Source organism: Methylobacterium sp. E-065, assembly GCF_022829605.1.
Classification (GTDB): Bacteria; Pseudomonadota; Alphaproteobacteria; order Rhizobiales; family Beijerinckiaceae; genus Methylobacterium.
Window position 1 is genome coordinate 17,056 of the sequence record NZ_JAKSYD010000260.1, and the last position, 22,332, is coordinate 39,387.

A 22,332-nucleotide genomic window follows, 5' to 3' on the forward strand; every position below is an offset into this window, starting at 1 on the left:
CTCGTTCCGAGGCCGCCCCGGCGACGAACGGCACGTCCCCGCCACAGGGGGCTGGCGCCGAGACGGCGGTTGCGGAACAATCGCGCGTGATCCCGACCCCGCGTACCTCCCAGGAGCCCGCCCCGTCCCGGCGGATGATGCGCCAGTACGAGCTCGTCGAGCGGGTCAAGCGCTACAACCCGACCGCCGACGAAGCGCTGCTGAACCGCGCCTACGTGTACGCCATGCAGGCGCACGGCACGCAGAAGCGCGCCTCGGGCGACCCGTTCTTCGCCCACCCGCTCGAAGTCGCCGCGATCCTCACGGATCTCCACCTCGACGACGCCACCATCGTGGCCGCGGTCCTGCACGACACCGTGGAGGACACCGAGGCGACGCTCGAAGAGATCCGCCGCCTGTTCGGGCCGGAGATCGGCGCGCTGGTCGACGGCCTGACCAAGCTCAAGCGGCTCGATCTCGTCTCCAAGCAGGCCGCCCAGGGCGAGAACTTCCGCAAGCTGCTGCTGGCGGTCGCCGCGGACGTGCGCGTTCTGCTGGTCAAGCTCGCCGACCGCCTCCACAACATGCGCACCCTCCAGCACATGCGGGAGGACAAGCGCCATCGCATCGCGCAGGAGACGCTGGACATCTACGCGCCGCTCGCCGGCCGCATGGGCATGCAGGAGCTGCGCGAGGAGTTGGAAGATCTGGCCTTCCGCAACATCGAGCCGGAGGTCTACGCCACCATCACGCAGCGGCTCGCCCGGCTCACCGCCAAATCCGAGAGCGTGGTCGAGACCATCGCGCAGGTGCTAACCGAGAAGCTCGGCGCACAGGGCATCACCGCAGAGGTCAACGGCCGGCAGAAGCGGCCGTTCTCGATCTGGTCGAAGATGGAGCGCAAGTCGGTCGCCTTCGAGCAGCTCTCCGACATCTTCGGCTTCCGGGTCGTCGTCGATACGGTGCAGGCGTGCTACGCGGCGCTCGGCATCGTCCACACCAGCTGGCCGATGGTCCCGGGGCGGTACAAGGACTACATCTCGACCCCGAAGCAGAACGATTACCGTTCGATCCACACCACGGTGATCGGGCCGAAGAGCCAGCGCGTCGAGTTGCAGATTCGCACCCGCGCCATGGACGACATCGCCGAGTACGGCATCGCCGCGCATGCCCATTACAAGGAACTCGGCCAGGAATTCGGGAAGGAAACGGTGCGCCGCGAGGGTGAAGGCAGCGTCCACCCGAAGCTGGCGGCCGAGAGCGGCGCCTACCAGTGGCTGCGCCGGACCATCGAGCTGCTCGCCGAGGGCGACAGCCCGGAGGAGTTCCTAGAGCACACCAAGCTGGAGCTGTTCCAGGACCAAGTGTTCTGCTTCACCCCCAAGGGCCGTCTGATCGCCCTTCCGCGGGGCGCGACGCCGATCGATTTCGCGTACGCGGTCCACACCGATGTCGGCAACACCGCGGTCGGGGCCAAGATCAACGGCCGGATGGCGCCGCTGCTGCACGAACTCGCCAACGGCGACGAGGTCGAGATCATGCGCTCGGACGGCGCCTCGCCCCCGGCCGCCTGGGAATCCCTGGTGGTGACCGGCAAGGCCCGGGCGGCGATCCGGCGGGCGACCCGGGCTGCGGTGCGCCGGCAATATGCCGGTCTCGGCCGTCAGATCCTGGATCGGGCCTTCGAGCGCGCCGCCAAGACCTTCTCGGAGGACAAGCTGCGCGGCGCCCTGCCACGGCTCGCCCGCGCCACCACCGAGGACGTGTTCGCCGCTGTCGGGCGCGGCGAGATGTTCTCGGGCGACGTGGTCCGGGCCGTCTATCCGGACCACCGCGACGAGCGCCGTCCGGCCGCCGCACCGGGGCCGACCGGCGGTGCCGGCCGCCTGGTGCGCTCCGCCGATCAGACGATGCGGCTGACCTTCCCGGGCGCCGACGGCAAGGACGGCGAGGCCGAGGGGCGCAGCGACGCGATCCCGATCCGCGGCCTTGCCGGCGATCTGCCGGTGACGTTCGCGCCGAATGGCGGCGCCGTCCCGGGGGACCGGATCGTCGGCATCCTGACCCCCGAGGTCGGCGTCACCGTCTATCCGATTCAGTCCGCGGCGCTCGCCGCTTTCGACAACGAGCCGGAGCGCTGGCTCGACGTCCGTTGGGACACCGAGGCGCTCGGCGGTGAGCGCTTCCCCGCCCGGCTGGCGCTCAAGTCGATCAACGAGCCGGGGGTGTTCGCGCAGATCGCTCAGGTGATCGCCGATCATGACGGAAACATCGATAACATTTCAATGAAGCGGCGCACCCAGGACTTTACCGACATCACCATCGATCTGTCGGTCTGGGATCTCCAGCACCTGAATGCAATCATCGCAGAACTACGCGGCAAGCGCGCCGTGAACAGCGTGGAGCGAGTGAACGGTTAGGCCCACCCGCTGGGTTGCACATCTCAAGTTGGCGTTCTCAACGTCAGTAAGTCTTGCGAAAACGGTCGGCCATCTGACAAAGATGGATCGCCGCGACTGTACTGCCCATTATCGCCGATGTTTACCGCAACAAGGCCGCCGTTAAGCTTGACACGGACGCATTTGAGACGAATGGTCGAATTGCCTGGGCGACGGTTACCGGATAACGACCGCGCTTTTCGCCCCGGATTGCAGAGCATAGCGACGGTCGATCGCGCCAATACATCCCCGGCCCAAGGTCGCGGTCGGAGCATGACCGTTTCTAAATATGATTTCCCGTCACCCAAATGTTTCAGGAACTGAACTGTTCATGACAGCAAATCAGCGCAGCGCAGTCTTTATCGACGGTGCCAATCTCTATGCGACCACTAAGGCCCTCGGCTTCGACATTGACTATAAAAAACTGCTCAAGGAATTTCAGTCACGAGAAAATCTTCTTCGCGCGTTCTATTATACTGCGATGATCGAGGATCAAGAATATTCCTCCATTCGACCGCTGATCGACTGGCTGGACTATAACGGCTACCGCGTCGTGACCAAGCCGGTGAAGGAATTTACGGATTCCATGGGGCGGCGGAAGTACAAGGGCAATATGGACATCGAGCTGGCGATCGACGCCCTCGAGCTCAGCGCCCATATCGATCACATGATCCTGTTCTCCGGTGACGGCGATTTCCGCTCGCTGGTCGAGGCGATGCAACGGCGCGGCGTCAAGGTGACGGTGATCTCCACGATCCAGACCCAGCCGTCGATGATCTCCGACGAGTTGCGGCGGCAGGCCGACGAGTTCGTCGATCTGGCGAGCCTCGCGGGGCGGATCGGACGCGAGCCGAGCGAGCGGCCGGCGCGGACCGCGGGCGACTCGTCGAGCCGCTACCGCGGCGAGGGACGTCCGAGCCCGAGCCTGGAGAACCGCTACGGCATCCGCCAGCCGGATTCCGAGGAGGAATAGCGCTTCAGGCGCCTGTTCCGCCGAACCAATCGAGAACCTGCCGGGCGCTCTGGTCCGGCGGGAAGACCGGGTAGAACAGGCGCGTGACCACGCCGTCGTCGATCACCAGGGTGAGACGGCGCAGCAGCACCTGACCGCCGACCTCGAAGACCGGCAGACGCGCCGCCATCGCGAAGGCGCGGTGCGGATCGGAGAGCATCGAGAACGGCAGGCGCAGCCGCTCAGCGGCCTCCCGCTGGTAGGCGCTGGTCTGGGTCGACAGGCCGTAGATCTGGGCGACGCCGCGGGCTTTCAGTTCATCATGGTGATCGCGAAAGTCGCAGGCCTGTGGCGTGCAGCCCCGGGCACCGGGGATCGCGTCCCAATCGGGCGTCAGGCCCGGCCGTCCCGGCTCGCCGGTTCGGGGATAGGCGTAGGCGATGGTGCGGCCGGAGAGCTTGGCCAGGGAGATCGTGCGCCCATCCGTGGCGGTCAGTGCCACGTCGGGCAGCCGCATCCCGCGCAGGTGATCGGCCGCGCCGTCATCCTCGGGGACGGGGAGGTCGGCGGGCAGGGCATTGTGGTTGGATGGCATGGGTCGCTCCGCTCGGAGACCGTAAGCCTATCCTGATCTCGGGGCGGGCAGAAGAACTGTCCGTTGGCTACCCCCGATCCCGCAGCAGCCGCGCCCGGTCGCGCTGCCAATCCCGCTCCTTGGCAGCCTCGCGCTTGTCGTGCGCCTGCTTGCCCTTGCCGAGCCCCAGCTCGACCTTCGCCCGCCCCTGGTCGTTGAAGTAGATCTTCAGCGGCACCACTGTGTAGCCCTGGCGCTGGGTCGCGCCGATCAGCTTGTTGATCTGGCGGCGATGCAGCAGCAGGCGACGCGGGCGCTTGGGTTCGTGGTTGAAGCGGTTCGCCTCCAGGTATTCCGGGATATAGGCGTTGAACAGCATCAGGTCGTTGCCGGAGGGGCCGGCATAGGATTCGCCGATCGTGGCCTTGCCGCCGCGCAAGGATTTCACCTCGGTGCCGGTCAGGGCGATGCCGGCCTCGAGGGTGTCCTCGATCGTATAATGGTAACGCGCGGCACGGTTGTCGGCGACGATGCGCCGGCCGGGCTCCGGTTTCGGGGCCATTGTTGTGTGACTCTCTTAAGCCTTGCGGATCAGCCTTCGAGCAGGCCGGCATGCCGCAGGGCGGCGTCCACGATGCGCTTCGTGGGCTCCGTAACCGGCACCAGGGGCAGGCGCAGCTCCTCGGTCATGTGGCCGAGCCGGGCCAGCGCGTACTTCGCCGGCGCCGGGTTGGCCTCGGCGAACAGGCCGGTCTGCAGCGGGAACAGCCGGTCCTGGATGGTCAGCGCCTTGGCGTAATCCCCCGAAAGCGTCGCCTCCTGCAGGTCGGCGCAGAGCCGGGGGGCGACATTCGCCACCACCGAGATGCAGCCGTGGCCGCCCTGGGCGTTGTAGCCGAGCGCCGTCGCATCTTCGCCTGAAAGCTGGAGGAAGTTCGGCCCCATGGCCTGACGCTGCTGGCTGACGCGGTCGATCTTTGCGGTCGCGTCCTTCACGCCGGCGATGTTCTTCAGCTCGAAGAGCCGGGCCATCGTCTCGACGCTCATGTCGACGACGGAGCGCGGCGGGATATTGTAGATGATGATCGGAATACCGACCGCATCGTTGACGGCCTTGAAGTGGGCATAGAGGCCCTCTTGCGTCGGCTTGTTGTAGTACGGCGTCACCACCAGGACGGCGTCGGCCCCGGCGCGCTCGGCGTGCCGTGCCCGCGCGACGGCTTCCGCTGTGGAGTTGGAGCCTGCGCCCGCAACCACGGGCACGCGCCCGCCCGCTTCGTCGATGCAGGATTCGACCACCCGGTCGTGCTCGGCATGGGTCAGGGTCGGGCTCTCGCCGGTGGTGCCGGTGGGCACGAGACCGTGGCTGCCCTGCTCGATCTGCCAGCGCACGAATTTGCGGAAGGCGGCCTCGTCGAAGGCCCCGTCGCGGAAGGGCGTCACCAGCGCGGTGAGCGAGCCCCGCAGGCGGCTCCCGGTCATCTCGGTCATCTCAGGCGTCCCAAAGGGTCCCAACGGGGATCTTCTCGGCGGTCTCGGCGCCGCGCGTTGTCCGCACCGTACGGGCGCGGACGGGCAGACATAGGCGGTCGGGCCACGGCGCGCAAACAGATCGTCGCGACGGTTAACGCGATCTTTATGGTCGCCGTTCGATCCTCACTCTTTCCCGCCCCGGTGATCAGCAGGGGGACATCGTGATCCGATCCGCCGCCGCGACTCTGGCCCCGAAGCGCACGTCCCTGGCTGTGGCCGCGCTCATCGCCACCGTCGGCGTGGCGCTGGCGGTCCCGGACGCCCCCGCGACGCAGCCGACGCCCCCCGCCAGCGACGCTGCCCTCTCGGCTGCGCAGATTCGCGGTGCGGAAGCCGGGAAGGCCGCCGACCCCGTCGCGGCCGACGCCCTGAAGCTCGATCCGATCCACGCCTCCGGCGACGAGAAGGGCGAGGAACCCGCCCGGCCGCTGCCGGCCGCAGCCTCGGCCTACGCGTCGGCCGACCCGGACGCCCCGGTGGCCTTCCCGATGCCCGACGCGGCCGTCGCCCCGGCGGCCCCGGTCCCCGAAGTGCCTGACCCCGCGCGTCCAAAAATCTCCGGCGACACCGATCCGACGCTGCTGCGCGGCGCCATCGACCTCTACCGCAAGGGCCGGGTCGCCGACGGAGACCGGATGCGCGACGGCTTCACCGATCCGGCCGCGAAGGCGCTGCTCGAATGGGTGGCGATCCGGGCGGGCGCGGGCATCGGGTTCAACCGCACGATCGCGTTCGCCCGGGCCAATCCGGATTGGCCGGCCGGCCCCCTGCTGCGCCGGCGGGCCGAGGAGGCGCTGCTCTCCGAGCGGAAACCCCCCACGACGGTCCGCGCCTTCTTCGCCACGGCGAAGCCGGCAAGCGCGCCGGGCAAGTTCGCCCTGGCGCTGGCGCTCCGCGCCGACGGCTACGAGGCGGATGCGGCCGAGATGGTCCGCGACCTCTGGCGCGCCGAGAGTTTCGGGCGCAGCCTCGAGGCCAAGGTGCTCGATGCCTTCCCGGAAGCGCTCACCCGGGTCGATCACCGCTTCCGGATGGAGCGGGCGCTCCTGAAGGACGATTGGGAGAGCGCCGGCCGAGCGGCCGGTTACGCCGGCGGCGGCTATGCCAGCCTCGTGCGCGCCCGGCGGGCCGTGGAGGACAAGTCGTCCGGGGCCGCATCGGCGCTCGCCGCGGTGCCGCCGTCGCTGCGCGGGGATGCCTCCTACATCTTCTCCCGGGCGCAATATCTCCGCCGGGCCGACAAGCCCGAGGAGGCCGCCGCCGTGCTGGCCGCAGCCCCGACCAACCCGGACGTGCTGGTCGACGGCGACGAGTGGTGGGTCGAGCGCCGGATCGTGGCGCGCAAGCTCCTCGACCTCGGCGACGCGAAGACGGCCTACAGGGTCGCGAGCGCCTCAGCGGCACGCTCGCCGGAGAAGCGGATTGAGGCCGAGTTCCACGCCGGCTGGATCGCGCTGCGCTTCACCAGCGATCCAGCCGCCGCCGCACAGCACTTCGCCCGGATGGCCACCATCGCGGAAAGCCCGATCTCGGTGGCGCGGGCCGCCTACTGGCAGGGGCGCACGGCCGAGGCGCTCGGCCGGTCGGACGAGGCGAGGCGCGACTACGAGCGTGCTGCCCTGCAGCCGATCGCCTATTACGGGCAGGTCGCGCGGGCGCAGCTGGGCCAGACCAGCCTGCCCCTGCGGGCGCCCGCGGATCTCGAAGGGCCTGAGCGGCAGGCCTTCGAGGGGCGGCTCTACATCCGAGCCCTCCGGATGCTGGGCGAGGCCGGCATCAAGGATCTCGCCCTCCCGCTCTACATCGACGCCGCGCGGGAACTCTCCGACCCGCGCGAGATCCAGGCGCTCGGCGACCTCGCCACCGACATGAAGGATCCGCGCGCCCTGGTGGCGATCGGCAAGCTCGCGGTCCAACGCGGCCTGCCGCTCGACGCCCACGCCTACCCGACGATCGGGATCCCGGCCTACGAGACCTACACGGCGGTGCCGCAGGTGGAGCGGGCCATGGTCTACGCGATCGCCCGGCAGGAGAGCCAGTTCGATCCCCGGGCCCAATCGGGCGTCGGCGCCCGGGGCCTGATGCAGATGATGCCGGCCACCGCCCAGCGCACCGCCCGCCGGGTCGCCGCATCGTTCGACGTCGATCGCCTGACCAGCGACCCCGCCTATTGCGCCAAGCTGGGTCAGGCCCATCTCGGCGAGCTGATGGAGGATTGGCGCGGCTCCTACGTGCTGGCCTTCGCGTCCTACAATGCGGGCGGCGGCAACGTGAAGAAGTGGATCGACGCCTATGGCGACCCGCGCAAGCCGGGCGTCGACGTGATCGACTGGGTGGAGCGCATCCCCTTCACCGAGACCCGCAATTACGTGCAGCGGGTGATGGAGAACCTGCAGGTTTACCGCTCCCGGCTCGACAGCCGCAGCGCGCTCCTGATCGACGGCGACCTGCATCGCGGGGCGCGGTAGCGTCGACGCCTCTGCGAACGGATGAGTGCCGCCAGGACGTAACCCGCACGCCGCAGCGGCATAGCTTTTGGTTGTGCCTCCAGCGCGTGGCTCCCTAGAAGATGGTCCGGTCCCTGTTGACCGGGCCCGGGCGGGCCATCGCTGCCGAGAGGATCCTCATGCTGCATTCGAGATTGGGTTTCGCCCTCCTGCTGAGCACCGCGCTCGCGACCGCTGCACCGGCCCTGGCTCAGGACGCCTCCACGGCCGAGCAAACGGTCGATGCGATGAACACGCTGTTCGGCAAGCATCCGGGCGCGCGGGCCAACCACGCCAAGGGCGTGGTCGCCGAGGGCAGCTTCACCCCGTCGGCGCAGGCCGCGACAATCAGCAAGGCGTCCCTGTTCCAGGGGCCGACGGTACCGGTGACGTTCCGCTTCTCCGACTCCACCGGCGTGCCGACCATCCCGGACGGCGCAGCCGACGCCAATCCGCACGGCCTGTCGCTCAAGTTCAAGCTCAGCGACGGCTCGGACATGGACGTCGTCACCAACTCCTTGAAGTACTTCCCGGTCGCCACCGGAGAAGACTTCCGCGACCTCCTGAGAGCGGTCGCCGAGAGCGGGCCGAAGGCGGCTCATCCGACCGCGCTGGAGCGTTTCGCCGCGACCCACCCGGCCGCCGCTACGTCAGGCAAAACCGCCAAGACGCCATCGAGCTTCGCCCGGCAGACCTATAACGGCGTCAACGCCTTCATCTTCGTGGACAAGGACGGCAAGCGCCAGCCGTTCCGCTTCCGCATCGAGCCGGTGCAGGGCGAGGAGATCCTGCCGCCGGAGGAGGCGGCCAAGCGCGATCCGAATTTTTTGATGGCGGAGATCAGGCCCCGGATCGCCAAGGAGCCGGCGAAGTTCCGTGTCCTGGCCCAGCTGGCTGACGCCGGCGACCCGACCAACGACGCCTCCAAGCCCTGGCCGGACGACCGCAAGACGGTCGATCTCGGCACACTGACGGTCTCGCAGGCGGTGCCGAACAGCGCCGAGGCCGAGAAGGCGCTGTTGTTCATGCCGAACAACCTCACTGATGGCATCGAGGTCTCGGACGATCCGCTGATCGACGCCCGGGTGCAGGCCTACGCGGTCTCGTTCAGCCGGCGCTCGCAGTAACCGACCGGATCAGCGGGTGGTGCCGCGGGACCTCCGCGGTTCCTGGGTGAGACGGGCTTGCCGGGCCGCACCCGGGAGCGTTCCTCGCGCGGGCGCTCTGAAGTCATGGATCCCAAAGGGCCATGCCCTTTGGCGGGGCGTCGGGGCAGGGCCCCGAGGTCGGGCTCCGCCCGAACCCAGCAAGGCTCCGCCCTGCACCCGCGAAAGGGCTCGCCCTTTCGAAACCCCGATCGTCCCGGATCTGCGAGCCTCGATGACCTTAGCCGGCGATGTGCAGCCCCGCTGCGGCGTGCCGGCGGCGACGCTCGGTCGGGTCCTGGAACACCCCTGACCACAGGCCAAGGCGCCGCCCCCAGGCCCGGTCGGCGGCCGCCGCATAGGCGGGCGCGGCGTCGCGCTCGGGCACGGCGAGACCGTGGGCCACCATCCAGGCGCCGAGATCCTCATCGCCGATCCGGCACAGCGCCACGAGCGTCTCCCCACCGCCCCGCGGCTCGCAGGCGACCACCGCCTCGCCGATACGGTCGGTGAGCGCCCGGGCGGCGTCCCGGCCGCAGGCATAGGTCCGGTCTTGCGCGTCCGAGCAGGTCTGGTCGGCATCCGGCGCGACGATGCCGGCCAGGCTGACCTGACGCGCGCCGACACGGAGGGTGCCGCCGTCGATCACCTGGGCGGGGCCCTGAAGGACCTCGCCGGCCCGGGCAGGTGTATGCCCTGCGAGGCCGCCGGCCAGGAGCACCGCCAGCAGCGGCAGGCGCGACCGGCCGGCTTTGTCGTCCGGGCAGAGGAGGGTGCCGGCAAGACCGGCCGCGCAGGCGAGGAGGGCACCGAGGATCAGCGACATGGTTTCAGGTCTCCGGACGGGGTATGGCCCCCTTGTGCCGAAGCCCAGCCCCGCGATCCTGACGGCGCCTGTCAGCCTCCCGTCAGGCAAAGCGCGCTACCGCGTCCCCGCATGAATGCCCGCCGCGCCGCCTTGCTCTGCCTGTTCGCCGTCCTCGCCGGCGCACCCGCATCCGCGTCCGAGGACGCCGACCGCGCCCGCCAGGCCCTGGAGAAGGGCGAGATCCGCCCCCTCGACGAGATCCTGCACGCCGCCCGCGAAGCGGTGCCGGGCGATGTCGTGTCGGTCGATCTGAAGCGCGACGACGGGCGTTGGCGCTACAAGCTGCGCATCCTCGGCGCCGACGGGAAGCGCCGGACCGTCAAGGTCGATGCCGGCTCGGCCAAGATCCTGGACGACGACGACGATGATTGAGGAACAGGGTCATCCGTGCGCGTCCTGATCGTCGAGGACGAGCCCCGCATCGCCGCCGATATCCGCCAGGGCCTGGAGCGGGCCGGCTACGTCGCCGACGTGGTGGCGGACGGGGAGGCCGCGTGGTTCCGCGGCGAGACCGAGGCCTACGACGCAATGGTGCTCGATCTCGGCCTGCCGCGCCTGGATGGGCTCGGGGTGCTGCGGCGGCTGCGCGCCGCCGACGTCGCGCTGCCAGTGCTGATCCTCACCGCCCGGGACGGCTGGCGCGAGCGCGTCGAGGGCATCGATGCCGGGGCCGACGACTATCTCGTCAAGCCGTTCCGCATGGAAGAACTGGTGGCGCGACTCAGGGCGATCCTCCGGCGCACCGCCGGCCATGCCTCGCCGATCCTGCGCGCGGGCGCCGTAGAGCTCGACACCCGGACCCGGGCGGTCAGCGTCGATGGCCGCCCGACCGAGTTGACCGCCCTGGAATACCGGCTCCTGGCGTTCCTGCTGCACCGGCCGGGGCAGGTGGTGCCGGCAGGCGAGTTGCTCGACCACCTCCACGGGGTCGGCACCGAGCGCGAGGCGAATGCCCTGGAGGCGCTGCTCACCCGCCTGCGCCGCAAGCTCGGGCCGGGGGTGATCGAGACCCGGCGCGGCCAGGGCTACAGTGTCCCGGCCGCGGACGGCCCATGAGCCGGGATTCGCTCCGCCTCCGGCTCGGCCTCGCGGCGGCGGCCTTGATCGCCCTGGCGCTCCTGCTCGCCGGGATCGGGCTGACTGTGATCCTCGACCGGGTGCTCGACGCGCGCACCGCCGACGGCCTCGACCGGACCGCCAAGCTGATCGCCGGCCGGGTCACCCTCGCCCCGGACGGCAACCCGACGCTCTCCCGGGAGCCCCCGGACCCACGCTTCGCCACGCCCTATGGCGGCCTGTACTGGCAGGTGGAGGCGGGATCCCACGTCCTGCGGTCGCGCTCGCTCTGGGACAAGAGCCTGGAATTGGGCAAGGCGAACGCGGCCGGCACCGTCGACGCGACCGGGCCGGACGGCGGCCGGCTCATCGCGGTGATCCAGCCCCTCACGATCGGGCCGAGCGGCGCCGAGACCGATCTGCGGGTGATCGTGGCCGAGGATCGGCGCAACCTCGCGGCGAGCCGGACGACCTTCCTGCGCCTGCTCGTCCCGGCGCTCGTCGCCCTGTTCGTCGTGCTGACGCTGGCGATGGCGCTGTTCGTGCGCCGGGCGCTGGCACCGTTCCGGCTGCTGCAATCGGATCTCCTGGCGGTCCATGCCGGGACGCGGACACGGCTGCCGGAGCATTTCCCCGACGAGGTCCGGCCGCTGGTCGCCGACCTCAACCGGCTGCTCGACGCGCAGGAGCGGGCTCTGATCCGCGCCCGGGACGCGGCCGCCGACATGGCCCACGGCCTCAAGACGCCGCTTGCCGTGCTCGACGCCCTGGCGCGCCGGACCGGCCCCGCGGATCCGGCCCTCTCGGCCGAGATCGCCGAGCAGGCGCGGGCGATGGGCGGGCAGGTCGAACGGGCGCTCGCCCGGGCGCGGATCGCCGCCGCCGGCGACCTGCGGCGGCGCTCCTGCCGGGTGGCCCCGGTGGCGGAGCGGCTCGTCGCGACGATGCGCCGGCTGCCGGAGGGGGATTCCCTCGACTGGGCGGTGTCGGTTCCGGAGGCTCTCGCCTATCCGGGGGAGGAGGGGGAGCTGATGGAGGTGCTGGGCAACCTCCTCGACAACGGGCGGAAATGGGCCCATCGCCGCGTGCGGATCACCGGGGAGACCGGACCCGGGGGCCCGAGCCTCGCCGTGGACGATGACGGCCCCGGCATGAGCGCGGCGGCGATCGCGGGGATCGGCCGTGGTCAGCGCTGGGACGAGACCCGGCCAGGGACCGGCTTCGGCATCGCCATCGCCCGAGACGTGGCCGAGGCCGCAGGGGCGCAGCTCGATTTCGGGCGCTCGGAGTTCGGGGGCCTGCGGGCCGCGCTGCGCTGGCCGGGCGGGTAGGCCGGCCGCTTCCCCGAGCCGCGCCCTAGCGCCCGCCCTCGGCGACGTCGCGGCGGAGCAGGAACACGCCTTGCGCGCCGAACAGGTTCCACACCCACCAGGGCATCGAGAACCGCATCGGCCGGCCGCGGGCGTTGAGCGCGGTTGCGTGCTCGATCCGGGCGCCGATCAGCCGGCAGAGCCCGACGAAATCGCGGATCGTGCAATGGTGGATGTTGGGGGTCTCCCACCACGCGTCGGGCATGATCTCGGTGACCGGCATGCGCCCGCGCAGGGCGAGTTCCGACCGGACCCGCCAATGCCCGAAATTCGGGAACGAGATGATCACCTGCCGCCCGATCCGCAGCAGGTGCTCCAGCACCACCCGCGGGTTGCGGGTCGCCTGGATGGTCTGGGACAGGACCACCACGTCGAAGGCGCCGTCGGGATAGTTGGCGAGGTCGGTGTCGGCGTCGCCCTGGATCACCGAGAGGCCTCGGGCGAGGCAGGCATTCACCCCCTCCCGGGTCAGCTCGATCCCGCGCCCGTCGATGCCCCGGCGGTCGCGCAGGAGCGCCAGCAACGAGCCGTCGCCGCAGCCGATGTCGAGGACCCGGGCGCCCGCCGGGACGAGGCCGAGCACCACGAGGTGATCGACCCGCGCGCCGTTGTTCTCGGCCGCGTGGGGGAGGGCATCCGCGCTCTCCCAGGGGGCGCCGTGACGAGCCTTGCCCAGCGGCAGCTTGCCGAACATCATCCTGCCGGACCCGGTCACAGGCCGCGCGCCCGGGCGGCGGCGTCGATGAAGCCGCGGGCGGCCGAGAACATCGCCGGCTCGTCGAGCAGGAAGGCGTCGTGGCCCTTGTCGCTCTCGACCTCCACGAAGGCGACCGGCGCCGCCGCGGCGTTGAGCGCATGGACGATCGCACGGGATTCCCGGGTCGGGAACAGCCAGTCCGAGGTGAAGGAGATCACGCAGAAGCGGGTCTTCGTGCCCCGGAACGCGTTGGCCAGCACGCCGCCATGGTCTTCGGCGAGGTCGAAATAATCCATCGCCCGGGTGAGGTAGAGATAGGCATTGGCGTCGAACCGCTCGACGAAGCTCAGGCCCTGGTGGCGCAGGTAGCTCTCGATCTGGAAATCGGCGTTGAACGAGAAGGTCGGCGCCGAGCCGCCCTGGAAGCGGCGGCCGAACTTCCGGTGCAGGGCCGGCTCGGAGAGATAGGTGATGTGCGCGCCCATCCGGGCGACGCCGAGCCCCTTGGCGGGCCGGGTGCCGGCTTCGAGATAGCGCCCGTCGGCCCAGGCCGGGTCGGCCATGATCGCCTGCCGGCCGACCTCGTGGAACGCGATGTTCTGCGCCGAATGGCGGGGGCCGGTGGCGATCGGCATCGCGGCGAAGACGCGATCGGGATAGAGGGCCGCCCATTGCAGCACCTGCATCCCACCCATCGAGCCGCCGATGCACAGGAACAGGTCCTGCACGCCGAGATGCTCCAACAACATCTGTTGCGCGCGGACCATGTCGCGGATCGTCACCAGCGGGAAGTTCAGCCCGTAGGGACGGCCCGTCGCCGGGTCGATCGAAGCCGGGCCGGTGGAGCCCATGCAGGAGCCGATGACGTTCGAGCAGACCACGAAGTAGCGATCCGTGTCGATCGGCTTGCCGGGGCCGACCAGCGTCTCCCACCAGCCGCCCTTGCCGGTCACCGGATGGGTGTGGGCGAAATACTGATCGCCCGTGAGCGCGTGGCAGATCAGCACCGCGTTCGAACGCGCGGCGTTGAGCGTGCCGGCGGTCTGGTAGGCGATCTGGAACGGCGCGAGTTCGACCCCCGCATCGGTGAGGAGTGGCCGGTCCGTACCGAAGCACGCGACCGGGCTCTTCGGGTCGAGCGCCTGCGAGCGCTCGGAGGCGCGCTGGGTCGGCTCGTCGATCGGGTCCGGCCGCAGGGCCGTGTCCGGTTGGGTGTCCATGGCGGGTCTTGACGACCGTGTCTCTGAGCGGGTCCGGACCGGGAGAGCACGGTTTCGCCTGACGCGCCGCCCTCGCCCGATGCGGCCAGCGAGGCTCCGGAGGTAATGCGCGGGGCGGCCAGCGTCAACGCGCCCCGCCGGTGCGGCTTTACCGACCGCCGCGCCAGTCGGAGACACCCGCCGTCCAACGGCCCTCGACCGACCGGTCGGCCATGGCCGATGTCAGGGTCTGCCGGGCCCTCATCCAGGCGGGCTCGACCATGCAGACCCGCCGTCCCGGACGATGTCGAAAAACTGGCTCATCTTCCCCTCCGTCCTCTGATGGCGAAGGTCTCGATCGGGAAGCCAAGCGTCGCAGTGTGGTCGAGCACGTGCGGGCCCGCGGGCGCTGCCTCCGGCTCAGGCGATCGGGGCCGCCATCAGCGCGAGCCCCAGGGCCGGCAGCGCGACCGCAAGGGCGGCCCTGGCGTCGAGACGGTCGGCGCCGACCCCGGCCCACCAGTGCCGGCTCGCCGCGCTCTCGATCAGGATCCCGGCCAGCACGAGGGCACAACCGGCCAGAGCCTGTAGCGAAACCATGAAGACCTCATCCCGCCGCCGGCCCTCACCCAGCCGTCGAACCCACGGGTGAAGTCGATCCGATGGCCGAGGGTTCCTCAGCGGATCGCCGCCGCGCAGGCGGCGAAGACCAGGGCTGCGCCGGCCACGGTGATACAGCCGTTGGCCCAGGGCGCCGCGTCCACGCGCCGGAGGCGGAAATCCGCAGCGACCGAGGTGAGGATCCCGATCAGGAACAGGCTGCAGGGGATCAGGTCACCGGGCATTCTCGATCCATCCACGCATATGCCGGGCGCGGCACGCCCGTTGCGCCCTGTCTCCGGGTTCAACAGGCCGAAACGTGGCGCGTGCCCCGCGGCATTTGCGCGTCGCCGGTTTTGCCGCGGCGGGCGCGGAGGGACTATCGCCGTCAGAGCTTGGCTTGCGCTGGCCCCGTGTCGAAATCCTCCGGCCCCATATCCAGCAGGTCGTTGGGCGTGTCGGTCCGGTCGTAGGCGCGGCTGGCGGCCGCCTCGATTGCCGCCTGATTGCGGGCGAACAGGTCGAGGGGCGCCCCATCGGCACCCGCGCCGAACTGCTGACGCAGCACCGGGATCGGCACATCGATGCCGATCACCCGCGCGCCGTCGGTCATGGCGAAGCGAATCAGGGTGCCGTCGGCGGGCAGGATGTGGGCGCCGCCGTCCAGGTAGCGTGTGAGGGGCATGGCTTCCGTCCTTCGCGATCGGGTTGAGATCGAGACAGGTAGGGCGGCGCGGTCGTACGGGGATGGAGCCCAGGCCTGGGCGTTTCCCATCGACGTCCTGCGATCGCGACCGAGAAACGGCCTGGGTTCACCGGCAAAGGAAATGTTGTAGACGGGCGCGAACCGCCATCCGCACCGCGCATCCCGAGTCGCACCGCAATGTCCGCCCCCCAATCCGCTCGCCCGGAACCGCGCCCCGGAGTCCTGGCGATCGACACCTACGTGCCCGGCAAGAGCGGGCGGCCCGGCGGCGGCACGGTCTACAAGCTCTCGTCCAACGAGACGCCGCTCGGCCCGAGCCCCGCGGCGCTGGCCGCGCTCCACGCGGCGACCGCCAAGCTGGAGACCTATCCGGACGGGCGCGCCACGGCCCTGCGCTCCGCGATCGCCAGGCGCTACGGACTCGATCCCGAGCGGATCGTCTGCGGCTCGGGATCGGATGAATTGCTCTCGCTTCTGGCCTACGCGTATGGCGGGCCGGGGACCGAGGGGATCTACTCGGAGCACGGATTCCTGGTCTACCGGATCGCCATCCTGGCCTCGGGCGCCGAGCCCGTGGTGGCGCCCGAGCGCGACTTCACCACCGATGTCGACGCGATCCTGGCCCGGGTCACGGAGCGGACCCGGATCGTCTACGTCACGAATCCCAGCAACCCGACCGGCACCTACCTGCCGTTCGACGAGATCCGCCGCCTGCACGCCAGTCTGCCGCCGCAGGTGCTGCTGGTGATCGACGGCGCCTATGCCGAGTACGTGCGGGCGAATGACTACTCGGCCGGGCTCGAACTCGCGCTGGAATCCGAGAACGTCGTGATGACCCGGACCTTCTCGAAGATCCACGGGCTGGCCGCGGTGCGGATCGGCTGGATGGTGGCGCCGGCCCATGTCGTGGACGCGGTCAACCGGATCCGGGGTCCGTTCAACCTCTCGGGGCTGGCCATCGCCGCCGGCTCGGCCGCCATCGCGGACGAGGCGCATATGGCCTCTGCCGCCGCCCACAACGCCGAGTGGCTGCCCAAGCTCACGGAGGGCGCCCGGGCGCTCGGCCTCACGGTCACGCCGAGCGTGGCGAATTTCGTGCTGATCCACTTCCCCGACGAACCGGGCCGCTCGGCCGCGGATGCGGACGCGTTCCTGACCGAACGTGGGCTGATCACCCGGCGCGTCACCGCCTACGGGCTGCCGAACGCCCTGCGGGTGACGGTGGCGAGCGCGGAGGCGAACACGGCCTTCCTGGCGGCGCTCGGCGACTTCGTGCGGGGCGCGCATGCCTGAGACCTCCACGGCCGAGCCCCCTCTCGGCCGCCTCGCCATCGTCGGCCTGGGCCTGATCGGCTCCTCGATCGCCCGGGCGGCGCGGCGCTACGGTCTCGCCCGCACGATCGTGGCTTTGGACCGCGATCCGGCCGTGCGCGCACGGGTCCGAGAACTCGGCATCGCCGATGTCGTCACCGGCGACCCGGCGGAGGGTGCGGCCGAGACCGACCTCGTGATCCTGTGCGTACCGGTCGGCGCCATCGGCGCGGCGGCGGCCGAGTTGGCGCCACATCTCAAGCCCGGCGCGATCGTGTCGGATGTCGGCTCGGTGAAGGGCGCCGTGGTGGCGGCGATTCAGCCGCATCTGCCCCACGGCGTCGCCCTGGTCCCCGGCCACCCGATCGCCGGAACCGAGTTCTCGGGGCCGGATGCGGGCTTCGCCACCCTGTTCCAGGGCCGCTGGTGCATCCTGACCCCGCCCGAGGGCACCGACCCGGCGGCGATCGAGGCCGTCCACGCCCTGTGGGCCGGGATGGGTGCCAATGTCGAGACGATGAGCGCCGAGCACCACGACCATGTGCTGGCCATCACCAGCCATCTGCCGCACCTGATCGCCTACAACATCGTGGGTACCGCGGCGGAGCTGGAGGAGGCGACGCAATCCGAGGTGATCAAGTTCTCGGCGAGCGGGTTCCGCGACTTCACCCGCATCGCCGCCTCGGACCCGACCATGTGGCGCGACATCTTCCTCAACAACCGCGAGGCGGTTCTGGAGATGCTCGGGCGGTTCAACGAGGACCTCTCGGCGCTCGCCAAGGCGGTGCGCTGGGGCGACGGCGAGGCGCTGCACGCGATGTTCACCCGCACCCGGGCGATCCGGCGCAGCATCGTGGCCCAGGGCCAGGAGACTGCGGCGCCGGATTTCGGACGGCCGCGGCCGCCGGACGAATAGGACGCGCCGTCGCTCACGCCGGCGGACGGTTGACCAGTACCGGCTCCGTCGCCGTCCGCTCCGGGAACAGGGCCCGCAACGCCTCCAGCTTCGGCGCGTCGTTGGCGGCGATGTACGGGTGCCCGGGGTGCAGGGCCATGAAGTCCTGGTGGTAGCCCTCCGCCGGATAGAACGCCGCCCCGGGCTCGATCCGGGTGGCCACCGGGCGCGCATAGGACTTCGCCGCATCGAGCTGAGCGATGTAGGCCTTGGCGATTCGGGCCTGCCCGGCATCCTGCGGGAACACGGCCGACCGGTACTGCCGCCCGCTATCGGGACCCTGGCGGTCCACCTGCGTCGGGTCGAGCGCCACCGAGAAGAAGATCCGCAGCAGTTCGTCGTAGCGGATCACCGCGGGATCGTAAGTGACCGCCACCGCCTCGGCATGGCCGGTCCCACCACCGCTCACCGTCCGGTAATCGGCGTCGGCGCGGATGCCGCCGGCATAGCCCGAGACCGCGCGCGTCACGCCGCGGACATGCTGGAACAGCCCCTGCACGCCCCAGAAGCAGCCGCCTGCGAACACTGCGACGTGTGAGCCCGGTGCCTCAGTGGCCTGGATCGCGGACTCCGGCAGCCGCCGGGGCGCCTCCTCGGCCAGGGCCGGCAGGCGCGGCAGCAGGAGCGCTCCCGCGAGGCCGAGCCCGAGGACTGCCCCGAGGAGGGGACGAAGCGAGTCGCGAAGAGCCATGCTGACCTCCTGCCGGATGCGGCACATGCACGGGTTCGCCGGCGCGCACCATGCGGTTACCCGAGCCGGCTCATCATGCGCTGGTGCCTTGCATAGTGCGGGAAACGGTCTGGCGGCCGCGAACGCGGCCTTCCGAGCACACTGACAGCCACGTCCGGCTGCGGCGCTTGCATCCTAGCACTAGGGACCATACTTTGCGCCGACAGGGTGGCAGCGGCCAAGCCAGATGCCCCCATCCCGGGATCGCCGATCCAGGGGCAAGCTGCCAGGAGCAGAGTACGCGCGCATTCTTGATCAGGATCGGTTCCGTGAGGAATCGGCATGCGCATCTTCCTGCCGCGCGACTTCGCGAAACGCGCTGCGAAGCTGAATGTGACTGACGGTAACCTGATTGAGGCTATCAGCCGCGCCGAACGAGACCTGATCGATGCGCAACTCGGCCTGGCGCTGATCAAGCAGCGCATCCCCCGCGACGGGCAGGGGCACTCCGGCGGCTTCCGAAGCATCATCGCGTACAGACGCGGGGAGACTGCGATCTTCCTGCATCTGTTTGCCAAGAACACCAAAGCGAACCTGACCAAGGCGGAAACGCAGGTCTACCGCGACCTCGCGGCGACCCTGATCAGCCTCAGCGATGAGGCCTTAATGCGTGTCGCGGCGGCGCAAAGTTGGAGGCGGATCGACGATGGAGAGCACGAAGAAAACCTACCGTAGTGATGCGCTCCGGTCGGCCCATCTGATCGCTCAGGACCTGCATGCGGGCGGAGCGATCGACAAAGCGACCCTGCGCCGCTTCGACCTGTCGTGCCTGACGCCCGTCGCGCCCCTGGAGCCGGCGGCGATCCGCGCCATCCGCGAGACCGCTCAGATGAGCCAAGCGATCTTCGCACGGGCCCTCAACGTGACCCCGTCTCTGGTCAGCAAATGGGAGCGGGGCGAGAAGAAACCCGGCGGCCCGTCACTGAAGCTGCTGGCCCTGGCCAGCCGGAAGGGCATCGACGCCATCCTGTGACAACCGATCCGGGTCCGCAACCGTCGCGCACAGCAGGCCGCATTGCGGCGGCGGCGACATGGGTCTAGGCACCCGGCAACAGATCGACCCTCGCGCGCAGGATCCGTCCCGTGACCATCGCCCCCGAGCCCAACTCCTTCCGCACCGGCCCCGACGAGCGCGGCCGCTTCGGCATCTTCGGCGGCCGCTTCGTCGCCGAGACGCTGATGCCGCTGATCCTCGAGCTGGAGGCGGCCTACGAGGCGGCCAAGCAGGATCCCGCCTTCGCGGCCGACATGGCGAGCTACGGCACCCATTACATCGGCCGGCCGAGCCCGCTCTACTACGCCGAGCGCCTCACCGAGCATCTGCGCGCCAAGGCGCCGGCGGGGCAGGGCGCCAAGGTCTATTTCAAGCGCGAGGAGCTGAACCATACCGGCTCGCACAAGGTGAACAACGTGCTGGGCCAGATCCTGCTGGCCCGCCGGATGGGCAAGCCGCGGATCATCGCCGAGACTGGCGCCGGCCAGCACGGCGTCGCCACCGCGACGCTCTGCGCGCGCTTCGGCCTCAAGTGCATCGTCTACATGGGCGCGGTCGATGTCGCCCGGCAGGCGCCCAACGTCTTCCGCATGAAGATGCTCGGCGCCGAGGTGATCCCGGTCGAATCCGGAACCAAGACCCTCAAGGACGCGATGAACGAGGCCCTGCGCGACTGGGTCACCAACGTCGCCGACACGTTCTACTGCATCGGCACGGTGGCGGGCCCGCACCCGTACCCCGCGATGGTGCGCGACTTCCAGTCGGTGATCGGCCGGGAGACCCGCGAGCAGATGATCGCCCAGGAGGGCCGGCTCCCGGATTCGCTGATCGCCTGCATCGGAGGCGGCTCGAACGCGATGGGCCTGTTCCACCCGTTCCTCGACGACCGCGAGGTCGAGATCTTCGGCGTCGAGGCGGCGGGCCATGGCGTCCAGTCGGGCCTGCACGCGGCCTCGCTCACCGGCGGCAAGCCGGGCGTGCTGCACGGCAACCGCACCTACCTGCTGATGGATGGCGACGGCCAGATCGCCGACGCGCACTCGATCTCGGCGGGCCTCGACTATCCGGGCATCGGCCCCGAGCACGCGTGGCTCCACGAGATGGGCCGGGTGAAATACCTCTCGGCCACCGATTCCGAGACCCTGGAGGCGTTCAAGCTTTGCTCGATGCTGGAGGGGATCATCCCGGCCCTGGAACCGGCCCACGCCCTGTCCAAGGTGCTGGACATCGCCCCGCAGCGCCCGGCCGATCACCTGATGGTGCTCAACATGTCGGGCCGCGGCGACAAGGACATCCCGCAGGTCGCGGAGATTTTTGGGACGACGCTCTGAGGGTTCTCAGCCCTCGGCCTGCTCGTTTGCGCGATCGAAGCCCAGGCCTCACCCAGCCTCGATATCGGTGAGGGGGAAATCGTTGCTTTTGTAGAGCAGAGGGACTTGGTAGGCCCGGGCACACGCGTAGGCGAAACAGTCGCCGAAAAGGTGAGGCCCGCGGGATGTCGGCCCTTGCCGAAACGATCGTAGGCGTCGAGGGCCCCGTCGGCCGCTTCAGACGGAACGGCCAGGATCCGAATGCCGGCGTGGTCGAGATTGGCGCGCACGGCGTCGCGGGCATCCGGGACCGTGAGGTCGAGGTGGCGCGCCACTGCCACAGCGGTCTCCCACACGGCCAGGGTGAGGTCATACGGCGGCGTGCCTGCTGCAGACGGGCCACAAGACTGTGGGCCTCAGGCTCGTCGATCAGAATGGCTGTGAGGGCCGAGACGTCCACGAACATTGGGAGCGGCCTCATCCGCGCGCGTAGAGGCTGTCGATGAACGCCTTGTCGACTGGCTTCGGATTTGGTCCGGCTCGTAGATGGAGCGCACGGACGAAATCCGACGTCCACCCAACCAGATCCCGTTGGCTGGTTTGGCGCACGATCTCGTTCTGGAGTGCGCGGCGGACAGCGTCCGTCTTGCTCGTGCCCAGCAACGTCATAAGTTGCGTCGCCAGGGCATCGACCTGCGGGTCCTTGACGTAGAGCGGCACGCATATACCCCTGAAACATCCGGGATATGCCCATGGTCAGTCCATGGTCGCTGCAAGGCGGTGTGGCGGAGCGCCGAAGCTTTGATACGGTGGATCCTCGGCCGCCTACCGCACCGTGACCTGATCCTTGATCCGCTCGTACACCCCCCGGCTGAGCACCCGCTTCGACAGCAGCTGATCCACCGACGCGTACGGGCGCTTGGTGACGATCGCCCGGCCGATGGCACCGCCGCCCCGGAGACGGTTGAGATCGGCGATCGACGCGGTGTTCAGATCGACCACCGCCAGGGCCCGGGGGCCGGCGCTGTCCTCGGCCTTCTCGACCTCGGCCTGCCCGGCCGCCTCCTGCCCCTGCGGCTGAGCTGGCGCGACCGGATCGGACGGGAAGGCGAGGGCGTCGGACGGCATCTGGCCGGGGGCAGCGGGCGCCACGGCGGCCTGGGGCGGGGTCGCGGTCTGCGCGGGAGCGCCCGGCCGCCGATCAGGCCCGGCCGCCGGGACCGGGGCGGGCGTCGGCGGTGCCGGCTGGACGATCGTCGGTGACTCGACCACTTGAGCGGGTGCGCGCGCGGGCGGCGATACCGGCGCGGGCCCCGGGCTCGGCAACAGGAACTGCACCACCGCGGCGAGCAGGCCGGCGATGATGAGGAGAAGTGAAATTCTGAGGATCGCAGGTCCGCTGAGCACGCATCACTCGACGAGGTCTAAG

Annotated in this window: 24 protein-coding genes; 12 read left to right on the top strand and 12 right to left on the bottom strand. The window is 70.0% G+C overall.

The window, feature by feature from the left end:
- The first annotated feature begins 134 nt into the window (after nucleotides 1-134).
- Together MKK84_RS29930 and MKK84_RS29935 are read left to right on the top strand one after the other, a co-directional pair.
- A complete protein-coding gene (locus MKK84_RS29930) occupies nucleotides 135-2,399 on the top strand; it encodes a RelA/SpoT family protein (RefSeq protein ID WP_243926004.1) in 2,265 nt (754 codons plus the stop codon).
- 349 nt (nucleotides 2,400-2,748) lie between these two features.
- Nucleotides 2,749-3,390 carry an NYN domain-containing protein gene (locus MKK84_RS29935; protein WP_243926006.1) on the top strand — a complete coding sequence of 214 codons (642 nt, stop codon included), beginning with the start codon at nucleotides 2,749-2,751 and terminating at the stop codon, nucleotides 3,388-3,390.
- Nucleotides 3,391-3,394: 4 nt separating this feature from the next.
- On the opposite strand, the gene MKK84_RS29940 is transcribed toward MKK84_RS29935, so the two are convergent.
- The 3 genes from MKK84_RS29940 to dapA form a co-directional block, all read right to left on the bottom strand.
- The gene (locus tag MKK84_RS29940) at nucleotides 3,395-3,964 is read right to left on the bottom strand and encodes a peroxiredoxin (protein ID WP_243925797.1); all 570 of its coding nucleotides are present in this window, start codon (nucleotides 3,962-3,964) and stop codon (nucleotides 3,395-3,397) included.
- 67 nt (nucleotides 3,965-4,031) lie between these two features.
- Complete coding sequence (smpB, locus tag MKK84_RS29945) at nucleotides 4,032-4,505, bottom strand: SsrA-binding protein SmpB (protein WP_243925799.1); 474 nt, start codon at nucleotides 4,503-4,505, stop codon at nucleotides 4,032-4,034.
- Between the two features lie 29 nt (nucleotides 4,506-4,534).
- Entirely contained in the window at nucleotides 4,535-5,434 is a 900-nt protein-coding gene (dapA, locus tag MKK84_RS29950) for a 4-hydroxy-tetrahydrodipicolinate synthase (RefSeq protein ID WP_243925801.1), read from the bottom strand.
- Between the two features lie 203 nt (nucleotides 5,435-5,637).
- Between dapA and MKK84_RS29955 the strand changes: the two genes are divergently transcribed.
- Together MKK84_RS29955 and MKK84_RS29960 are read left to right on the top strand one after the other, a co-directional pair.
- A complete protein-coding gene (locus MKK84_RS29955; protein ID WP_243925803.1) occupies nucleotides 5,638-7,944 on the top strand; it encodes a lytic transglycosylase domain-containing protein in 2,307 nt (768 codons plus the stop codon).
- A 158-nt stretch (nucleotides 7,945-8,102) separates the two neighbouring features.
- Nucleotides 8,103-9,089: a catalase family peroxidase gene (locus tag MKK84_RS29960; RefSeq protein WP_243925805.1), complete on the top strand. Its 987-nt coding sequence runs from the start codon at nucleotides 8,103-8,105 to the stop codon at nucleotides 9,087-9,089.
- A gap of 259 nt (nucleotides 9,090-9,348) precedes the next feature.
- On the opposite strand, the gene MKK84_RS29965 is transcribed toward MKK84_RS29960, so the two are convergent.
- Nucleotides 9,349-9,933, bottom strand: a complete 585-nt coding sequence (locus MKK84_RS29965; protein WP_243925807.1) for a thermonuclease family protein — start codon at nucleotides 9,931-9,933, stop codon at nucleotides 9,349-9,351.
- A 111-nt stretch (nucleotides 9,934-10,044) separates the two neighbouring features.
- Between MKK84_RS29965 and MKK84_RS29970 the strand changes: the two genes are divergently transcribed.
- Genes MKK84_RS29970 through MKK84_RS29980 form a run of 3 tightly spaced genes read left to right on the top strand, consistent with a single transcriptional unit; the run spans nucleotide 10,045 to nucleotide 12,362 of the window.
- Nucleotides 10,045-10,347 carry a PepSY domain-containing protein gene (locus MKK84_RS29970; protein ID WP_243925809.1) on the top strand — a complete coding sequence of 101 codons (303 nt, stop codon included), beginning with the start codon at nucleotides 10,045-10,047 and terminating at the stop codon, nucleotides 10,345-10,347.
- A 15-nt stretch (nucleotides 10,348-10,362) separates the two neighbouring features.
- Nucleotides 10,363-11,031 carry a response regulator transcription factor gene (locus MKK84_RS29975; RefSeq protein ID WP_243925811.1) on the top strand — a complete coding sequence of 223 codons (669 nt, stop codon included), beginning with the start codon at nucleotides 10,363-10,365 and terminating at the stop codon, nucleotides 11,029-11,031.
- Nucleotides 11,028-12,362: a sensor histidine kinase gene (locus MKK84_RS29980; RefSeq protein WP_243925813.1), complete on the top strand. Its 1,335-nt coding sequence runs from the start codon at nucleotides 11,028-11,030 to the stop codon at nucleotides 12,360-12,362. Before MKK84_RS29975 ends, MKK84_RS29980 begins: the two co-directional genes overlap by 4 nt.
- 25 nt (nucleotides 12,363-12,387) lie before the next feature.
- Here the strand turns inward: MKK84_RS29980 and metW are convergent, their stop codons facing one another.
- The 5 genes from metW to MKK84_RS30005 form a co-directional block, all read right to left on the bottom strand.
- Nucleotides 12,388-13,098: a methionine biosynthesis protein MetW gene (gene metW / locus MKK84_RS29985; protein ID WP_243925814.1), complete on the bottom strand. Its 711-nt coding sequence runs from the start codon at nucleotides 13,096-13,098 to the stop codon at nucleotides 12,388-12,390.
- A gap of 14 nt (nucleotides 13,099-13,112) precedes the next feature.
- Nucleotides 13,113-14,318 (bottom strand): homoserine O-acetyltransferase, encoded by a 1,206-nt coding sequence (locus MKK84_RS29990; protein WP_243925816.1) that lies wholly within the window; start codon nucleotides 14,316-14,318, stop codon nucleotides 13,113-13,115.
- A gap of 399 nt (nucleotides 14,319-14,717) precedes the next feature.
- Complete coding sequence (locus MKK84_RS29995; RefSeq protein ID WP_243925818.1) at nucleotides 14,718-14,897, bottom strand: hypothetical protein; 180 nt, start codon at nucleotides 14,895-14,897, stop codon at nucleotides 14,718-14,720.
- A 77-nt stretch (nucleotides 14,898-14,974) separates the two neighbouring features.
- Nucleotides 14,975-15,142, bottom strand: coding sequence for a hypothetical protein (locus tag MKK84_RS30000; RefSeq protein WP_243925820.1), 168 nt, complete (start codon nucleotides 15,140-15,142; stop codon nucleotides 14,975-14,977).
- Between the two features lie 143 nt (nucleotides 15,143-15,285).
- Complete coding sequence (locus MKK84_RS30005) at nucleotides 15,286-15,582, bottom strand: hypothetical protein (RefSeq protein ID WP_243925822.1); 297 nt, start codon at nucleotides 15,580-15,582, stop codon at nucleotides 15,286-15,288.
- Nucleotides 15,583-15,780: 198 nt separating this feature from the next.
- Here MKK84_RS30005 and MKK84_RS30010 point away from each other — a divergent pair, with 198 nt between their 5' ends.
- Both MKK84_RS30010 and MKK84_RS30015 read left to right on the top strand, forming a co-directional pair.
- Nucleotides 15,781-16,896 (top strand): pyridoxal phosphate-dependent aminotransferase, encoded by a 1,116-nt coding sequence (locus tag MKK84_RS30010; RefSeq protein WP_243925824.1) that lies wholly within the window; start codon nucleotides 15,781-15,783, stop codon nucleotides 16,894-16,896.
- Nucleotides 16,889-17,830: a prephenate/arogenate dehydrogenase family protein gene (locus MKK84_RS30015; RefSeq protein WP_243925826.1), complete on the top strand. Its 942-nt coding sequence runs from the start codon at nucleotides 16,889-16,891 to the stop codon at nucleotides 17,828-17,830. The genes MKK84_RS30010 and MKK84_RS30015 overlap by 8 nt, the downstream gene beginning before the upstream one ends.
- A 13-nt stretch (nucleotides 17,831-17,843) precedes the next feature.
- Here the strand turns inward: MKK84_RS30015 and msrA are convergent, their stop codons facing one another.
- Nucleotides 17,844-18,560: a peptide-methionine (S)-S-oxide reductase MsrA gene (gene msrA / locus MKK84_RS30020; protein WP_243925828.1), complete on the bottom strand. Its 717-nt coding sequence runs from the start codon at nucleotides 18,558-18,560 to the stop codon at nucleotides 17,844-17,846.
- Between the two features lie 321 nt (nucleotides 18,561-18,881).
- Here msrA and MKK84_RS30025 point away from each other — a divergent pair, with 321 nt between their 5' ends.
- The 3 genes from MKK84_RS30025 (at nucleotide 18,882) to trpB (ending at nucleotide 20,924) form a co-directional block, all read left to right on the top strand.
- On the top strand, nucleotides 18,882-19,274 hold the full coding sequence (locus tag MKK84_RS30025) for a type II toxin-antitoxin system RelE/ParE family toxin (RefSeq protein WP_243925830.1): 393 nt from the start codon (nucleotides 18,882-18,884) through the stop codon (nucleotides 19,272-19,274).
- Nucleotides 19,246-19,572 (top strand): helix-turn-helix domain-containing protein, encoded by a 327-nt coding sequence (locus MKK84_RS30030; protein WP_243925832.1) that lies wholly within the window; start codon nucleotides 19,246-19,248, stop codon nucleotides 19,570-19,572. The genes MKK84_RS30025 and MKK84_RS30030 overlap by 29 nt, the downstream gene beginning before the upstream one ends.
- A gap of 110 nt (nucleotides 19,573-19,682) precedes the next feature.
- Entirely contained in the window at nucleotides 19,683-20,924 is a 1,242-nt protein-coding gene (gene trpB / locus MKK84_RS30035; protein WP_243925834.1) for a tryptophan synthase subunit beta, read from the top strand.
- 456 nt (nucleotides 20,925-21,380) lie between these two features.
- Here trpB and MKK84_RS30045 read toward each other — a convergent pair whose 3' ends face one another.
- Nucleotides 21,381-21,623 (bottom strand): type II toxin-antitoxin system VapB family antitoxin, encoded by a 243-nt coding sequence (locus MKK84_RS30045; protein WP_243925836.1) that lies wholly within the window; start codon nucleotides 21,621-21,623, stop codon nucleotides 21,381-21,383.
- 105 nt (nucleotides 21,624-21,728) lie between these two features.
- Nucleotides 21,729-22,310 (bottom strand): helix-hairpin-helix domain-containing protein, encoded by a 582-nt coding sequence (locus MKK84_RS30050; RefSeq protein ID WP_243925838.1) that lies wholly within the window; start codon nucleotides 22,308-22,310, stop codon nucleotides 21,729-21,731.
- Nucleotides 22,311-22,332 lie beyond the last annotated feature (22 nt).

What these genes read in the sequence shown, in the direction of transcription:
- MKK84_RS29930 (WP_243926004.1), top strand. Translation starts at nt 135, where the DNA reads ATGATGCGCCAGTACGAGCTCGTCGAGCGGGTCAAGCGCTACAACCCG.
- MKK84_RS29935 (WP_243926006.1), top strand. Translation starts at nt 2,749, where the DNA reads ATGACAGCAAATCAGCGCAGCGCAGTCTTTATCGACGGTGCCAATCTC.
- MKK84_RS29940 (WP_243925797.1), bottom strand. Translation starts at nt 3,964, where the DNA reads ATGCCATCCAACCACAATGCCCTGCCCGCCGACCTCCCCGTCCCCGAG.
- smpB (WP_243925799.1), bottom strand. Translation starts at nt 4,505, where the DNA reads ATGGCCCCGAAACCGGAGCCCGGCCGGCGCATCGTCGCCGACAACCGT.
- dapA (WP_243925801.1), bottom strand. Translation starts at nt 5,434, where the DNA reads ATGACCGAGATGACCGGGAGCCGCCTGCGGGGCTCGCTCACCGCGCTG.
- MKK84_RS29960 (WP_243925805.1), top strand. Translation starts at nt 8,103, where the DNA reads ATGCTGCATTCGAGATTGGGTTTCGCCCTCCTGCTGAGCACCGCGCTC.
- MKK84_RS29965 (WP_243925807.1), bottom strand. Translation starts at nt 9,933, where the DNA reads ATGTCGCTGATCCTCGGTGCCCTCCTCGCCTGCGCGGCCGGTCTTGCC.
- MKK84_RS29970 (WP_243925809.1), top strand. Translation starts at nt 10,045, where the DNA reads ATGAATGCCCGCCGCGCCGCCTTGCTCTGCCTGTTCGCCGTCCTCGCC.
- MKK84_RS29980 (WP_243925813.1), top strand. Translation starts at nt 11,028, where the DNA reads ATGAGCCGGGATTCGCTCCGCCTCCGGCTCGGCCTCGCGGCGGCGGCC.
- metW (WP_243925814.1), bottom strand. Translation starts at nt 13,098, where the DNA reads ATGATGTTCGGCAAGCTGCCGCTGGGCAAGGCTCGTCACGGCGCCCCC.
- MKK84_RS29990 (WP_243925816.1), bottom strand. Translation starts at nt 14,318, where the DNA reads ATGGACACCCAACCGGACACGGCCCTGCGGCCGGACCCGATCGACGAG.
- MKK84_RS29995 (WP_243925818.1), bottom strand. Translation starts at nt 14,897, where the DNA reads ATGGTTTCGCTACAGGCTCTGGCCGGTTGTGCCCTCGTGCTGGCCGGG.
- MKK84_RS30000 (WP_243925820.1), bottom strand. Translation starts at nt 15,142, where the DNA reads ATGCCCGGTGACCTGATCCCCTGCAGCCTGTTCCTGATCGGGATCCTC.
- MKK84_RS30005 (WP_243925822.1), bottom strand. Translation starts at nt 15,582, where the DNA reads ATGCCCCTCACACGCTACCTGGACGGCGGCGCCCACATCCTGCCCGCC.
- MKK84_RS30010 (WP_243925824.1), top strand. Translation starts at nt 15,781, where the DNA reads ATGTCCGCCCCCCAATCCGCTCGCCCGGAACCGCGCCCCGGAGTCCTG.
- MKK84_RS30015 (WP_243925826.1), top strand. Translation starts at nt 16,889, where the DNA reads ATGCCTGAGACCTCCACGGCCGAGCCCCCTCTCGGCCGCCTCGCCATC.
- msrA (WP_243925828.1), bottom strand. Translation starts at nt 18,560, where the DNA reads ATGGCTCTTCGCGACTCGCTTCGTCCCCTCCTCGGGGCAGTCCTCGGG.
- MKK84_RS30025 (WP_243925830.1), top strand. Translation starts at nt 18,882, where the DNA reads ATGCGCATCTTCCTGCCGCGCGACTTCGCGAAACGCGCTGCGAAGCTG.
- MKK84_RS30030 (WP_243925832.1), top strand. Translation starts at nt 19,246, where the DNA reads ATGGAGAGCACGAAGAAAACCTACCGTAGTGATGCGCTCCGGTCGGCC.